Here is a 14,050-nt window from a genome sequence, read left to right on the forward strand (position 1 = left end):
TTGTATGTTATCTCAAAATCAGTTGGCTCAGGCTTAGGTTGACACACAGGGTCCCGCACCAGTGGGCAGTGCCTATTCAGTATCCCCAGGTGCAGGGTGCTGATGGGCACTCTGGCTTTCATGACCTGAATCAGGAAGCCATGAAGAAAGCAATGGTTCAGGTCGGCAAGGATGGTTTAAGCATCATGCGCTCTAAAAAGGATGAAAAAAGGATCTTCCCTCTGATCCTGACCCCTTCACGCAGCAATATGCTTGATGACATTCTGCGGGGCAAGGTAACCAACTCACCGGGCAACCTGACTTTCCGCTTTGCTTATCAGTTTGATCAGGTATCCAAAACCATTACACAGAGTCAGGCACTTTTAGAATGGCATCAGCCGCTGAGCAGTGAGGGTATCAAACCTGATGAAGAGGCAGCGGTCACATCACCTTACCTGAACCGCTTGATCGGCATTGATTTAGGGGAACGAGGTATTGGCTTCAGTGTCCGAAATCTGGATGATCACGCTCTGGTTGAGCGCGGTACAGTGACCATTCCGGCCATTCGCAAGCTGATGAAAACAGTGCACCAGCATCGCAAATACAATCAGGCTCGCCTGCATGTTCGTGCGGCCTCTGTGGATTTTTCAGAAATGCGCCAGTCGGTCGCTGGCCAGGTGATCAGCGTCATCAAATACCTAATGCACCACTATAAGGCATTGCCGGTGTTGGAGCAGGATCTTTCGAATCTGGAGTCAGGAGCTGCCCAGCTGAAGCTGGTTTATAAAGGCGTGATTGACACCTTTTGCTTCAGCGGTGTTAAAACCGTCAACGGTAAACGGGAACACGCCTGGAGGGGTCGCAAGATCGAGCACCCGCATTATGCACAGATCGACAAGCAGGGCGAGGTGCGACCCTTTAACCTGTTTCCAGGTACCTTCGTTCGAGCGCATGGCACTTCACAGGAGTGCTCTGGATGCGGTGTTAATGCAACCCAGATTGTTAGAAAGGCTGATCAGGCATCTTTTGCCGTTAAGCCTGGAGGCTTGGTGACGGTTAATCCGGTTAAAGGCGTTTCGGAGCATCCGATCACCTTACGGTTATACCATGTTGGTTCACTGAAAGCGGATCTGCATGGCAAGCGTTATCCAGAGCCGCTTGAGGCTACAACACTGACCCGGCAGGAGCTTCTGACGCAGATCAAGCGCCAGCGCCGGATTGCACCTGCTTTTGAATCAAAGGATACCAGTCAGTCGATCTACTGTTGTCCGAACGCTGACTGCAAACACAGCCAAATGGAGCACTTGCTGCATGCAGACATGAATGCTGCAGACGTGATTGTGATGCGCAAAATCAAGCGGCTGTTACCCGTGCCAGCAGACTGCTGATCCAATGACAAAATGACCCCCATAAACGCTTCATTTATGGGGTGTAAATCTCCATTGGATCTTGACGCAAACCCAGTGTTGGCGCATCATTGGGGCTGTAGAGGGCAGGGTTTTATAGGGTTGATGGCTAGGCTGCCGCTGACTTTCGCAGGGTTTTATAGGGTTGATGGCGAGCACCCCCGTGCTTTCGCAGAGTTTTGCTGGGTTGATGGCACCTGGTGGGAAATCAACGCAGGGTTTATAGGGTTGATGGCACTGGAAGCCCACAAGCCCGCAGGGTTTTATAGGGTTGATGGCATCAGCAGGGAAAAAACCGCAGGGCTTTATAGGGTTGATGGCTAGCGGTTTGCAGTAGTTCGCAGAGTTTTATGGGGTTGATGGCATGCCAAGGCCTGGGCTTCGCAGAGTTTTATGGGGTTGATGGCATGCCAAGGCCTGGGCTTCGCAGAGTTTTATGGGGTTGATGGCAGGTGTCAAGGCGAACACCGCAGCGCGGAGCTCGCCTTCAATTTTAATCGCAGCCACCAAAATCAGATGATGAGAAGGAAGATCCAGAGCTCCCGCCAAGGTCATACCCAGAAAATCCATCCGAACCACTGGAGCTGTCAAAGGACGATCCGCTTGAGCTTGACTCTGAAGATGAGCTTGAAGGTGTAACCTCCGGGAAAGGCAGCAGCATCCAAAGCAATGCGACAACGTAGTCATTCCCAATATCACTGGAATCCACCCAGCGATTTTCTCTTTGGTCGAACAGCTGGTAATTCCCTTCTTTTCCTTTTTTCCGGGTGTATCGGTCAAAGGATTCTTTCACAATGTTCCGGTGTTGCCCAAGGGCATTCACCGCGTCATCCAGGCTTGAAAAGCGACAACGCTCAAGAAACGCTTGATCTCGATTGCTTGGGCTGGGTTCTTCCTCCCATTCCAGTTGTTTATTTAAGCACTGGTGCGATTTGTTCCGAACAGCAAAGGCAGTGCCCTCATTGTTGGTCATGGCGATGTGGTCGTCACCATCACCTCCGGCCTCTTCCCACTTTACAGGGACAAACCTTACACCCGGATTAACCGGTGCTTCTACTGATGGAATTGCCATAAACCCTCTCCTTTCTGCATGATTACCGGCAGTTACCGGCCTTTCGATACCCAGCTGAGACAGCCTGCTGTTCAGTATCAAAATGAACTTGATTGGATGGTGAGACCCTGTCATAACTCGGGCAGCCCGCCGGCAGGTGATACACCTTGCTGTTCCGATTGCCAATGATCACCCCCTGAGCTGCCTCTTGCTCAGCAGCAGGGTGCGGGACTGGGCGTGCTGCCTGCGCCTTGGTTGCACGACCCCTATCACCTGCTGTCCACTGCTTTTCACCCGTTACGAAGGGGTTGTGATGCCCCATGATGCGTGCAATGCGACGATCCCTCTCCACCTCCCACGCATCGGGCGGATACATCCGGTGCCAGGCCATCATCAGTCGCTCTTGCTGGCGCGATAAGGACATACCGTACCGGTCTGCCATGTAGAAATAGACCCGCGCTATACGCCCCTTCACCGCATCCCTGGGCTCCACCGTGCGATTCTGGAAGTCCACAGCAACTGGGCAAGCACCGTGCTGGGGCTGAGTGCCTGGAAGCATGCCAAAATTGTAATTTGAGCGATCAGCATTCACCTCACCAATAGCGGGAGTCAGGTTGTGCATATCTGCTTCCATTGCTGCAAATACGGGGTCATTCTGGACACAGTGACTTCGCCCTCCCGACTGCCAGCATTGGCGATCACGACCAAAGTTTGAAGCGGGAACGATATGCTCCCATTCGGTACGCTCAGCCCTGTTTTTCTGTGCCCGAATCTGATAGCCGCAGCTATCTAGATCCACTCGTCCGCCTGAGCGACCCACCCAGTGCCAATCACACCCACAGTAGAAGGTGCCCAGGGCTCCCCCTACGTTTTGATCGTGATACACCTGCTGACGCATCAGCACCTTGGCTCGATCAAAGTTGGCCGGTGCGGCTTGTGCCACGGCCGGAAGACCCGCAACCAATAATGCCAGAATAAACAGCTGAATTTTTTTAACCATGCGCGGATTTCCTTAACGCCATTCGGAATTCAATCTGAGAAACATAGGATGCCAGCGATTGCACGTCCTGCTCGGCCACAAACTGCTTCTCGAAAAGAGTATTAATATCCTTGCCAAGGATTTGAAGAGCCGCATCTCTGCGCTTTTGTAGTACCTCAAGTTCTTTTAAGACGGCTTCCTCTGTCGCTTTCGAGTCAACGATCTTTTTGACATCCTCTCCGGCCTGAAGGCCGAAGATTCCCACGGCGCTCAGGTGTGGCATGGAGCCAGTCCTGAGTCGCTTTGGTGGGTTCCTGCTGCTGGCGGCCTTGTTGCACCACTCACTTCACAGGCTAGCCGGGCGTGTCCCGCCCTTAAAATGTTGATCGCGCCGACGACATCAGCGTTTTCTTTAAATCCGCAATCCACGCACTCAAACACCGACTGCGTTTTTCGGTTGTTAGCCGACACATGACCACAAGACGGACAAGTGCGACTGGTATTCTTGGGCGGTACGGCGATGAGCCACCCACCATTCCACTCTAGCTTGTAGTCCAGTTGACGGCGAAACTCAAACCATCCCTGATCAAGGATGGCCTTGTTTAGGCCAGATTTGGCGCGAACATTTCTCCCAGGCTGGATGACTGTACCCGCTGCTGAGCGACTCATATTGCGTACCTGCAAGTCCTCGATGCACACCATCGCGTGGTTTTGGCTGATCGTGGTCGTGGCTTTGTGCAGGTAGTCGCGGCGCGCATTACCGATCCGTGAATGAATGCGCTGAACTTTGGCTCTGGCTTTCTTCCAGTTGTTGCTGAATTTTACCTTGCGGCTCATAGCCTGCTGCGCCTTGCGCAAGGCTGTTTGGTGTTTTTTGAAGCTGCTAAGGGGTGCAAGATGGTCTTCATGATCGAATTCGGGCAAGGGGCGATCAAAGGTGGCGAAGCGGCTTATTCCCATGTCGATGCCAAGCGCATCGCCTTTAGCAATGGGTTTTTCGACCTCGCGCTCAGTCTGAATGCTGACAAACCACTTGCCGCAAGAATGGCTGACGGTGATGTTTTTCACCACTCCCAACACTTCACGACTGTTGCGATAACGCATCCAGCCGAGCTTGGGTAGAAATAGGCGACTATTGCTTTGATCGAGCTTGCAGCCTTGCGGATAACGGAAACTGTCGCGCTGGCCTTTTTTCTTGAAGCGCGGAAAGTCGGCTCGCTTGGCAAAAAAGTTGGCATAAGCGCGATCCAGGTCTTTAAGGGATTGCTGCAAGGCTTGCGAGGGCGTATCGGTCAACCAGTCGGTTAAGGTGTCAGATTTCCATTGCGTGAGCTGTGTACACAAACCCGAATAACTGAGCTTCTTGTCTCCTTGCTCGTAGTGTTCCTTCTGTAAAGCCAGCGCCTTATTGAACACGAACCGACAGGAGCCAGCAAAGCGGCGCATTTGCCGCTCTTGCTGGCCGTCAGGCCGAAGTTCGTATTTAAAGGCTTGCAGTCGTTTCATAACCTTAATATAGTTTGGTCTATGAAAAAAATCAATGACATTAGAACAGGAAGGCATTGTGTCTTTGCCCTGCATGTTCACTTGGTCTTTGTGACCAAATATCGCAAAAGAGTGTTCGATAAGGCCGCCATTGATCGGCTCAGAGAGCTTTTCGCTCACATCTGCGCAGGTTTTGATGCGGAACTGAAAGAGATGGATGGCGAGAATGACCACGTTCATCTGCTGATTAACTATCCACCTAAGGTCGCCCTATCAGCACTTGTGAACAGCCTTAAGGGTGCTTCAAGCCGTGTATTGAGGAAAGAGCGACCGGATATAGCCGAGCGCTTTTACTACAAAGGGGTTTTATGGTCGCCATCTTATTTTGCATCCAGCTGTGGCGGTGCACCGATAGAAATCATTCGCCAATACATAGAACAGCAGCAAACACCCCATTAACAACGGAGCGGCGATGCCGCTCTAACCTTATATCTCCGCCATGAATGACGGAGCTTTACGGTTTTCTGGGTAAAGGCCTGATGCACCGCTGAAAGCTCAGATCCAATATTCGCGCACTCATCGGCCTCAGCTCTGGCCTTATCGGCTTTTGCTTGCAAGCGTTTCAATTCTTTCTGCAGGGCAGCCAAGGCCAGTTCCTCGCCAGTGCGATACTTTTGCATGGGAGCCTCTTAATCGGTTTGATCGGCAGGGGTTATTTTTGCCAAAGGCTGGCTGCCTGTCGGCATCGGCTCATCATAGCGCACGCCCATCATTGCGCTGATGTGCCAGTTGCGACTGCCATCCGAATTCAACAACCCCTCCGCTTTTGCCTGATCCCAGGCCAGCCGGTGGCGTACCACCTGGTAAAGATCCCAGGCAATCTGACTGGGTTCTCGCATGCGGTGACCCGACGAGCGGTCGAGGTGACGACTCAAAATTCGCTCAACCTGATCCAAGTCGTCATGCAGTGCCGACCAATCAGGATTGTCTTTAATCGGAAGATTTTCCCGCAGGAAATTTAGCTGGCCGGAAGACAATCGAGCCATAAGCTCCGTTGCATCTTGAAATACCCGAGCTTGCTCTGCGGTGACTTCTATTAGATAGCGCTGTGCGGACACACTGCTCTCTTTTGCCATGCTCAATCTCCTTCCTTTGTTTGCCTTGGGCAGTGTTAATGCTGACCTGAATGCCCGAATCCGCCCTCTCCCCGAGCAGTGATGCCGGAAAATTCGTTTACCACGGATAGAGTCGCCTGCAAAACCGGCTGAATCACATACTGAGCAATCCGCTCTCCTGGCTGGATTGTGTAAGGTGTGTTGGTGCGATTCCATACACTGATCATCAAAGGCCCCTGGTAATCGGCATCAATGGTTCCAGTCAAATTGCCAAGAACAATGCCGTGTTTGTGGCCGAGTCCGGAGCGGGGCAAAATAAAACCCACCAAGCCAGGATCATTGATAAAGATGGCAAGACCAGAACTGATCAGCGAGGCTTGACCCGGCATCAGTTCAAGCGGCTCATCAATCATGGCTCGCAGGTCGAAGCCAGCTGAATGCTCTGTTGCATAGGATGGTAAAGGGAAATCGTTTGTACCCATTCGAGAGTCAAGGATCTTAACTTCGAGCACCGGTTTTTTATTCAATGGACCGCTCCTTCTTTTCAAAACGGAAATAATTACAAGCAAAAATAAGCCGGCATGAAAATGCCGGCTCAGATCACCAGGGTAGTTTTAACCTTTCACAGCATCTTTCAAGGATTTACCGGCTTTGAAGCTGGGCACCTTGGCAGCGGCAATCTGGATTTCTTCACCGGTCTGCGGGTTGCGGCCAGTACGGGCGGCGCGCTCCTTTGCGGAGAAGGTGCCAAAACCCACCAGGGTCACTTCACCGCCACCGGCCAGCTGGCTGGTAATGGTTTCAGTCAGAGCATTGACTGCACGCTCAGCGGCAGCTTTAGGAATGTCAGCACCAGTGGCAACTGCAGCAATCAGTTCAGCTTTATTCATCGTTTTTTACCTTCCTTCGTTTATTGCGGTTGAGTTACAGCCTTTTACCTCTACCCGCTTACCGGGCTAATAGGTAACCGGCAAACGAGAACGAGCCTGCTCCATGATGGTGGGATCAATACCGCCATCAAGATGTGATGCACGAAACATGGATTTGAGTCTGGATGAATCCGGATCAACCTCCAAATCAATCTGCTCTGGCTCTGGAAGCACCTTGTACTTGAAGTTAATGGTCTGACCTTCTTCGGTTAACATGCCATTAAAGCCTTCCCACACACCCAAGAGCAACGCATGTTCTTCCTGAGTGGGTGCCTCTTGATATCGCCAAATGACCCACAGTTCATTCCCCTTAAGGCAAATGTCATGAATTTTCAGTTCGAGCTCAGTAATGGATACCTTGCGCTCCATCTGGGCGGCACCGACCAGATAGCCTGCATACTCACCCACCAGCGATGTTGTAGAGTCAGCAGAGTTGCGCTGAATAATGGATGAAAATGGATAGGAAGGCCATTCCACATGAACAGCCTGATCCTGCAGGATGGTTTCTATCGTTTGCTCAATAAACTGGCCCACCTTGCGATTCGAGCTGCGCAGCATAATTTCAACAACCATTTCTTCCGTGTTGCGGCAGCGGATGCTCTTTATGTTGCGCAGTACGGACAGGGTGTCCGGTGCATCTTGATGCGCATCAAAATAGCGCAGCAGGCCAATAAAATACTGCCGGACTGCACTGACAAACCCTGGGTCAGCGGGATTGCGCTTAATATGAATGGCTTCAACCCAGCGGTTTAACTGCTCTGGGGTGCGATAAATCTTCAGTCCATCGGGATCAGGATGCGGTTTACTGGTCGTGTGCTTAGAAGGCTCACCGGATTCCTCCAGTCCGCTACCTGAAAGCGTATCCATAATGTAGCTGTCCAATGCACTTGACTGAGCAGATTCAGCGACCGTGGCTGCCGACTGCACCGATTGATCATAAAGCGCCAGCATTTCGGTATCGTAAGCAGAAGAATCCACCTCTTCCATTTGCAATAGTGCTTCCGAGGCCGTCAGATCAGGTTCTGGTAGGGCTGTACTTGAAGTTTCCTGGGGCGGCTCATCCACCTTTTTAAGTGGCTCGACATTCTCGCTGACTGCCTCCTGATCCGCCATCACGGCTTTATCAGTAATCGGATCACTCTTCTGGGCTTTGGTTTGGAATACAGGGCGAAACCCACCCATCCAGAGTGCCGCGCCAAGCACGGAGACAACGATGATCAGCGCCATAAATGGGTGCTGGTTGAGTAGCCGGTAAGCCAAGCCAAGCGACTGCAATAGATCCATTGGTAAAACCCTGTAAAGACAATAAAAAAACAAGGAGGATGTGTAGAGGATGTGTAATTGCTATACAGGTTAGCCTATAGGTTTTTTTGTGGCAATACTTTTTTGCGCTGGACAGCAGGCTTTTTGTTTAATGAAAAACCCTGCTCGTAAGCAGGGTTTTGAAGTGAAAGCGAATATCGGTACTTTAGTCGGATGCCATCAGCTCATCCACTGCCACCGCATCAACTGCCAGAGCGTTCGGAAGCGACTCTGTGGTATAGGTGGCGCGATCAAGCCGATTCATGATTTGAGACTGTCTTTGTAGGCTTCCAGTTCTTGCTGGGTAATTTCTTTGGGATTTTGTGCCACGGTGATCTGACAGATCCCTGGATCGGCGGATGCACGGTCAATCTGTTCACGCAAAGTCATCTGCAGGTAGCTATGTGCCTGCGCAGAACTTTCAGCAATGACTGTTACCGGGATTCGAACATAGCCAGTGTATTTTTTGGCATGAACTGCTGTATCCATGACATGGTACCCCAAAAATGACATTAATTTGGAGCGGATGACCCGATTCGAACGGGCGACAGAGTGCTTGGAAGGCACTTGCTCTACCAGCTGAGCTACATCCGCAGAGGACTCTGCATCCAATCCTACTCAAAGATAATGGTGGGCCGGAAGGGACTTGAACCCCTGACCAAGCGATTATGAGTCGCCTGCTCTACCGGCTGAGCTACCAGCCCAACAGCTTAGCAAGCTGCCGCCTTAGACCACTCAGCCAACTCTCCCTTAACAGCTTCCGATACACAAGATTAGAAGCTGCATGCCCAATCAAGCTCCATACCAACCCCCACAGCCAGCGGTCGCTTCGTCTCCGGCACTATGCAACGGAAAGTCGTTGCCACTTCTGTGCTGTGCGTAAACGCTTGGGCAAAACGCTTACTCTGCAAGAGACAAAAAATGAAAAGCAGCATCACTTTTTCCTCTGATCTGGCGCCCGCGACCCGATTTGAACAGGTGACCTTTCGCTTAGGAGGCAAACGCTCTATCCGGCTGAGCTACGCGGGCAGAAACCTTTGTAAAGCTTTTATTTGGTGGTGGGTCTGGGATTCGAACCCAGGGAGCTGTCGCCAGCCCGACGATTTTCAAGACCGTTGCCTTCGACCGCTCGGCCAACCCACCGCGCATTAATCAGCATGGTCGGAAAAGCAGGATTCGAACCTGCGACCCCCTGCTCCAAAAGCAGGTGCTCTACCAAGCTGAGCTATTTTCCGATTGGCATACCAGGAGGGAATCGAACCCCCAACCTGCGGTTTTGGAGACCGCCGCTCTACCAATTGAGCTACTGGCATAAACGATAGTGAATGAGATGATGTGCTGTTACGCCAAAGCTAGACACGGCAACATCGCGGGTTCCTTAACCGTTTCTGGCATTACCACTGAATCGTTATCTATTCCCCATTTTTCAGGTTCTGTTGCTCTACGATTCAGCTTCACCAGACCCGCCGCACGGCGACACTCTTTAAAGGATGGCTGCTTCTAAGCCCACCTTTCACCCCTTCAGCTATCTATCAGCACCCAAACACCCATCCCGGAGCGAGGAACTGACGAGGTCAGAATAACACAGGTTTTTACATGCTGCAATACAGGATAGCCTGTATATTTTAGAAGCTTAGCTATTTTCTACTGCCTGGGTTGCAGATGAAGGCATGACAACATTAAGATGTAATAAAGGATAGCCCACACACACAAAAGAGGATTTCCATGCTAACGCTCGCAATGGCCTACCTTCACAAAATCAAAGCCGGAGGGGAGTTCAAGCCCCTCTTTCTGTACTTCGCCACCTTTGCGCTCGATTTTTCAATCATTGTCACAATCAATGATGCAGTCACCGCGCTAAAAGGCTGCTGATCAATACTCGTAGATCATGGGTTCCAAAACGGAACTCATGTCTTGGGTTGGCTTTTGAAGAAATTCAGTCAGCGGCACATCCATCGTGCCACCCTGCTCGTCATCTAGCATGACAAAAGCGGCACCAGGGTCTGTCCAGAGCACCTTTCTGGTTGCGCCTTGATATTCAACCTCACCCGCTGCCTTGATTTCGACCCGGATTGCGTTCAGCTGCAGCGAATGCTCGATGTGATCAATAATGAAGTCAGCTCCTTTGCGAATAGGAAGATCCTTTTCCTTCCACTCCGCCCAGGCGCGCTCCACCATGCCCCGACCACCCTCTTGTGCAAGCGCACTGCTCATTACCTGGGTGATATCAATACTGCGCTCATCGCAGAGCAAAAACGCGAACTCATCACCGGTAATCTCTTTAATTGCCAGCTGATCCCGTGGCTCCGTAGATGAAAGCGCTCTGGCTGCATGGCCAGCGCCACCAATCATATTGATAGCCATCAGTAGATGGTCGTCATAATGGGGCGTATCGCTCAATAATGGTGATTTCATGGCACTGGCAAATAGTGCGATCCGATCTGTGACGACCGGTGAGCCTCCAGCATCAAGCACTTGTTTTAAAAAATCAAAGGACCTTTCATTCATGGATGCCTGTATTCCGCAAAGTCGATAGCAGAGCTCTTTCAATGATCGGGTGTTTCTGATTTCATCGTCCTTCACCCCCAGTTCAAGCAATGCCTGATAGCCGGATAAATCGCATTTATCAAGAAGCCCCAAATGGGTGAAGGGTCGCGCTTGAGCAGTCCAGCGCACTGATTCATTTTCATCGTGCTCTAGCTGTTGAACAACAGGCTTGAGCTTCCCACCACCGGGGATCTGGTGTGCAACCTCTTTACGGACATACCAAAGCGGGTCGGAGGCCAGCTCCGTAATGATCGATAATGCATCTGGCAGATCAAGCAGTGCATCCATGCAGCGCACTGCGTGCTGACGCACAATCCCAGATGAATCCTGAGCCAGTCCGCGAAGAACTTCTTGAGCCTCGCCATCAAAAGACAGTTTGCTCAGCAAATCAGGAATGGCCGGATGTGTCTTATCCTGCCTGACCAGCAGCTTCAATAGATTGATCGTAGCCAGTAGTCCTGCATCTTTTTTGCTCATGGGGCGCTCCTGATTCTTGGTGGTATAGCCTTCATGCTAGCCAGACCCCGGGTTCTTGAATCCTTTCCAGACGCTCCGTCTAAAGATTGAGTTCAAAAAAACCGCACCCAAAGGTGCGGCTCTTGTTTTCTGCCTGCCAGCAATAAATTACATGCCTGGAGGGGTTGGTGGAGCGTAAGCACCTTGCAGCGGCTGCTGCGTGGCTGCCGGAGCTTGCGGTACTTCAGCTTCAGCTTCAGCTTTAGGAGTTTGTGGTGCACCAATGCTGGCAGCCAGACCCTGGAAATCTTGAGCCCAGTCAATATCAAGGCTGTTTAGCGCCAGTACGTTATCCGCATTCACCGGGCCGGTCCAGATTTTCAGGTAGCCGTCGTAGGTCATGCCAGCACCCTTCAGGACTTCAGCTACTTCCTTGGCCTTGCCGGCTGACAGGGTTTCAAAGCCCAGGTGAATGGTCGCATTCACGCCATCAAGCCAGCCGACCGTCTGCTGGAAGTTGACGGCATTCTGGGTCGCCATGGCCAGAGATGGATTCCACTGAACGCCAGACTGCTCCAGCAGTGGCAGGGTCGCTTCGGTCAGGTACAGTTTCCAGAGGTTGTCACCTTTGGGGTTCTGCTTGTCATCACCAGCACCGGAAAACTTGACTTTGAGGCCTGCCTGCTCGGCAATTGACTTCAGGGTTTGCTGGAATTCTTTGTGCTCAAACGGAATATCGATGGCAACAAACATCGCCCCGGCTTTGTCCTGGCGCACAGTGCCGCGAACCGGAGGGATTGGCTTTTGCTTTTCTGGAGTAGCTGGAGCTTGCTGGTTTTGGTTGTTTTGTTCCATGGGTCTTTCCTCTTCGAAGATGGAGTTTTTGAATCATTCAGGCAAAACGCCTGTTTAGCAGGGTTTTAGCCTTCACCCGAATGCTCATACCCACACTCTAGCCATACCCGTTTTTCTTTATGTGATCTTTGTTTTTATTGGTTTTTTTAAACCAAGCTTATTACAATTTAATCTATGAGCTTGTGATCCAGGCGTCCTGTTTTGGCTCTATTGGTTTCTTTGGTGGACATGGCGCCAATGACCTGCTCCCAGCATGAGAATTCTGCCGACGGCCAGCCCGACTCTCCAAGCTGGCGGTCTGATTTTAATTTTCTCAAAGCCTCAAGAAGGTCATTAAGCTGCAATCCGGTGGAAGGCGATCAATTACCCATCATGTTAAATACAAGCTACTGGATCGCAATCATGATTTTTATTCAGGCTGCTTGCTTGTCACTAATATTAAGTTTACCCATGATCAGAATGATGAGTCTGACGGTTCGGGTTCATGTGTTTTTGAAGGTTTCTCACCACTTGAGGCACAGCCTCGAATGGATGTGGCCATAAAGGATTTTCCGCTGGTGAAACGATGGCCTGATACACGAAGGGATGTATTCAATGATTCTGGCATGCTGATCCATCGTGAAGAATTCTTTCCATTGAAGAGCATCAGCTCAGATCAATACCACTATTATCGTCAACATGTTGATGCAAGATGTCCCAGCCTGGAGGAGGCTTTTTCATGCCGCAATCCAGAGGAGCCCAGAAATGTCTAAAACTGACAAGCAGAGAGAGGTAATCCCTCTCTTTTTGAAGTCAAAGCATGATCGTAACAAGGATGCGCAGCTTATATCCGAATCCAAAGAGCTGTGTGGTCAGCCTCTGCTTGTTTTTCATTCAGACAAAGCACCGCTCTATGGCGGCCAGAATGCTGAGCATGTTGCCGCAAAGAATAAAGCGTCATTCCCACTAATCGCCACATTGCCGTTATTGGTGGTACCGGATCAGGGAAATCATCTGGCTTTATGCGGCCAGCGGCGATCAGGCTAATCTTGTACATACCACCCCCTTTAACTTCTATCCCAAAGCGCTCGTATTGCACCAGAATCCATCAAACCCTTGTCGTGCAAACAGTTCAGCTTGAATCCCTACAAATTGCCGAACCTTCTCAGTGGCTATCCATCGCCGACCATTGCGCTCTGATGCCAGGCCAACTTTATTGGAGCCGGCAAAAAGGTCAATAACCAGCTGATCTGGTGTGGTTGCAAACTGAATAAGGCGTTCGGCCATGCTGGTTGGAAACATTGCGCCATGCCCTGGCAGATCCAATTCACGGGCAATTCGATGCACCATCCGTGTATCGGCACAAGCATGGCCATGCTTCAGGACGTTCTTTTGGATTTTCCCGGGTGTTGCATTGCTATAGCTGCTAGCGCGCAATCGATAAGCCCCATCACCATAACTGATGGTTCGCTGATTGCCCTCGGCCAGAAACTTTAAATGACGGTCATTATGGGGCTGCAGGATGCGCCGATTATCCGTCAGTACATCCATAGGGCTGTTGGTCATCCAGATGATCGGCTCATAGCCAGTGCAAAGCTGTGTCCGAATGGCCTTCATGTTCTCACCGGTACGACAAGCCCAGCGGGTCGGCCCCGGTGGTTTTGATGGATTCTCCCAAATCAAGCGATCCATAAGGAAAAGACCCAGTCTTTTTTTCAGCGCCAGCACAAGCTCTTCAAGATAAGTGCTGCGCGAAGGCATGCCTGCTTCAAAAATGTCATTGCTGACATTCAGCATAATGGATCCTCCCAATGCAAGGGACTGCACCACCGGTTCCAATGACTGGCAAATGAAATCAACATACACATCAACATCTGGATTGCCATATTGCCGGGCAACCCGCAGCGGATAAGGTGCCCTGTGTGTCAACCTAAGCCTGAGCCAACTGATTTTGAGATAACATACAA

Annotated in this window: 18 protein-coding genes and 6 tRNA genes; 5 read left to right on the top strand and 19 right to left on the bottom strand. The window is 51.0% G+C overall.

Annotation, left to right across the window (positions count from 1 at the left end; translation table 11 throughout):
* Window positions 1-140 precede the first annotated feature (140 nt).
* On the top strand, window positions 141-1,367 hold the full coding sequence (locus tag IBX50_RS11110; RefSeq protein WP_292255872.1) for a hypothetical protein: 1,227 nt from the start codon (window positions 141-143) through the stop codon (window positions 1,365-1,367).
* A gap of 511 nt (window positions 1,368-1,878) precedes the next feature.
* On the opposite strand, the gene IBX50_RS11115 is transcribed toward IBX50_RS11110, so the two are convergent.
* From IBX50_RS11115 to IBX50_RS11130, 4 genes are read right to left on the bottom strand one after another with little or no spacing between them, the layout of a single operon-like run.
* Window positions 1,879-2,457: a hypothetical protein gene (locus IBX50_RS11115; protein ID WP_292255874.1), complete on the bottom strand. Its 579-nt coding sequence runs from the start codon at window positions 2,455-2,457 to the stop codon at window positions 1,879-1,881.
* 22 nt (window positions 2,458-2,479) lie between these two features.
* The gene (locus IBX50_RS11120) at window positions 2,480-3,436 is read right to left on the bottom strand and encodes an endonuclease (protein WP_292255877.1); all 957 of its coding nucleotides are present in this window, start codon (window positions 3,434-3,436) and stop codon (window positions 2,480-2,482) included.
* The gene (locus IBX50_RS11125; RefSeq protein WP_292255879.1) at window positions 3,429-3,698 is read right to left on the bottom strand and encodes a hypothetical protein; all 270 of its coding nucleotides are present in this window, start codon (window positions 3,696-3,698) and stop codon (window positions 3,429-3,431) included. Before IBX50_RS11125 ends, IBX50_RS11120 begins: the two co-directional genes overlap by 8 nt.
* A complete protein-coding gene (locus IBX50_RS11130) occupies window positions 3,686-4,996 on the bottom strand; it encodes a transposase (RefSeq protein ID WP_366930716.1) in 1,311 nt (436 codons plus the stop codon). Before IBX50_RS11130 ends, IBX50_RS11125 begins: the two co-directional genes overlap by 13 nt.
* On the opposite strand from IBX50_RS11130, the gene tnpA reads away from it, so the two are divergent.
* On the top strand, window positions 4,943-5,359 hold the full coding sequence (gene tnpA / locus IBX50_RS11135; protein ID WP_292255882.1) for an IS200/IS605 family transposase: 417 nt from the start codon (window positions 4,943-4,945) through the stop codon (window positions 5,357-5,359). The genes IBX50_RS11130 and tnpA overlap by 54 nt on opposite strands.
* Here the strand turns inward: tnpA and IBX50_RS11140 are convergent.
* The 12 genes from IBX50_RS11140 to IBX50_RS11195 all read right to left on the bottom strand — a co-directional run bounded on the left by IBX50_RS11140 (window position 5,356) and on the right by IBX50_RS11195 (window position 9,559).
* Complete coding sequence (locus IBX50_RS11140; RefSeq protein ID WP_292255883.1) at window positions 5,356-5,580, bottom strand: hypothetical protein; 225 nt, start codon at window positions 5,578-5,580, stop codon at window positions 5,356-5,358. The two genes, tnpA and IBX50_RS11140, sit on opposite strands and share 4 nt — an antisense overlap.
* Before the next feature lie 9 nt (window positions 5,581-5,589).
* On the bottom strand, window positions 5,590-6,036 hold the full coding sequence (locus IBX50_RS11145; RefSeq protein ID WP_292255885.1) for a hypothetical protein: 447 nt from the start codon (window positions 6,034-6,036) through the stop codon (window positions 5,590-5,592).
* 35 nt (window positions 6,037-6,071) lie between these two features.
* A complete protein-coding gene (gene dut / locus IBX50_RS11150; RefSeq protein ID WP_292255886.1) occupies window positions 6,072-6,542 on the bottom strand; it encodes a dUTP diphosphatase in 471 nt (156 codons plus the stop codon).
* A gap of 87 nt (window positions 6,543-6,629) precedes the next feature.
* A complete protein-coding gene (locus IBX50_RS11155; protein WP_292255887.1) occupies window positions 6,630-6,905 on the bottom strand; it encodes an HU family DNA-binding protein in 276 nt (91 codons plus the stop codon).
* A 66-nt stretch (window positions 6,906-6,971) separates the two neighbouring features.
* On the bottom strand, window positions 6,972-8,228 hold the full coding sequence (locus tag IBX50_RS11160) for a hypothetical protein (protein ID WP_292255889.1): 1,257 nt from the start codon (window positions 8,226-8,228) through the stop codon (window positions 6,972-6,974).
* A gap of 279 nt (window positions 8,229-8,507) precedes the next feature.
* A complete protein-coding gene (locus IBX50_RS11165; protein ID WP_292255891.1) occupies window positions 8,508-8,735 on the bottom strand; it encodes a hypothetical protein in 228 nt (75 codons plus the stop codon).
* Window positions 8,736-8,764: 29 nt separating this feature from the next.
* Window positions 8,765-8,840 (bottom strand) — tRNA-Gly (locus IBX50_RS11170).
* Window positions 8,841-8,874: 34 nt separating this feature from the next.
* A tRNA-Ile gene (locus tag IBX50_RS11175) sits at window positions 8,875-8,950 on the bottom strand.
* 248 nt (window positions 8,951-9,198) lie between these two features.
* Window positions 9,199-9,275: transfer RNA gene (locus IBX50_RS11180), tRNA-Arg, on the bottom strand.
* A 24-nt stretch (window positions 9,276-9,299) separates the two neighbouring features.
* Window positions 9,300-9,389 (bottom strand) — tRNA-Ser (locus IBX50_RS11185).
* A gap of 15 nt (window positions 9,390-9,404) precedes the next feature.
* A tRNA-Gln gene (locus IBX50_RS11190) sits at window positions 9,405-9,481 on the bottom strand.
* Window positions 9,482-9,483: 2 nt separating this feature from the next.
* Window positions 9,484-9,559, bottom strand: a tRNA-Trp gene (locus IBX50_RS11195).
* 412 nt (window positions 9,560-9,971) lie between these two features.
* Between IBX50_RS11195 and IBX50_RS11200 the strand changes: the two genes are divergently transcribed.
* Window positions 9,972-10,118 carry a hypothetical protein gene (locus IBX50_RS11200; protein ID WP_292255893.1) on the top strand — a complete coding sequence of 49 codons (147 nt, stop codon included), beginning with the start codon at window positions 9,972-9,974 and terminating at the stop codon, window positions 10,116-10,118.
* Here IBX50_RS11200 and IBX50_RS11205 read toward each other — a convergent pair whose 3' ends face one another.
* Together IBX50_RS11205 and IBX50_RS11210 are read right to left on the bottom strand one after the other, a co-directional pair.
* Window positions 10,119-11,270 (bottom strand): HEAT repeat domain-containing protein, encoded by a 1,152-nt coding sequence (locus IBX50_RS11205; protein ID WP_292255894.1) that lies wholly within the window; start codon window positions 11,268-11,270, stop codon window positions 10,119-10,121. It abuts the gene before it with no gap.
* Window positions 11,271-11,417: 147 nt separating this feature from the next.
* On the bottom strand, window positions 11,418-12,104 hold the full coding sequence (locus tag IBX50_RS11210; protein WP_292255896.1) for a hypothetical protein: 687 nt from the start codon (window positions 12,102-12,104) through the stop codon (window positions 11,418-11,420).
* 389 nt (window positions 12,105-12,493) lie between these two features.
* On the opposite strand from IBX50_RS11210, the gene IBX50_RS20730 reads away from it, so the two are divergent.
* Window positions 12,494-12,856 (top strand): DUF6012 family protein, encoded by a 363-nt coding sequence (locus IBX50_RS20730; RefSeq protein WP_366930717.1) that lies wholly within the window; start codon window positions 12,494-12,496, stop codon window positions 12,854-12,856.
* Window positions 12,849-13,130, top strand: a complete 282-nt coding sequence (locus IBX50_RS11220; RefSeq protein WP_292255898.1) for a hypothetical protein — start codon at window positions 12,849-12,851, stop codon at window positions 13,128-13,130. The genes IBX50_RS20730 and IBX50_RS11220 overlap by 8 nt, the downstream gene beginning before the upstream one ends.
* Before the next feature lie 27 nt (window positions 13,131-13,157).
* Here IBX50_RS11220 and IBX50_RS11225 read toward each other — a convergent pair.
* Window positions 13,158-14,050 (bottom strand): DNA methyltransferase (locus IBX50_RS11225; protein WP_292255900.1); only part of this gene is annotated, 893 nt, incomplete at its 5' end.

It is taken from the genome of Marinospirillum sp., from assembly GCF_014859565.1.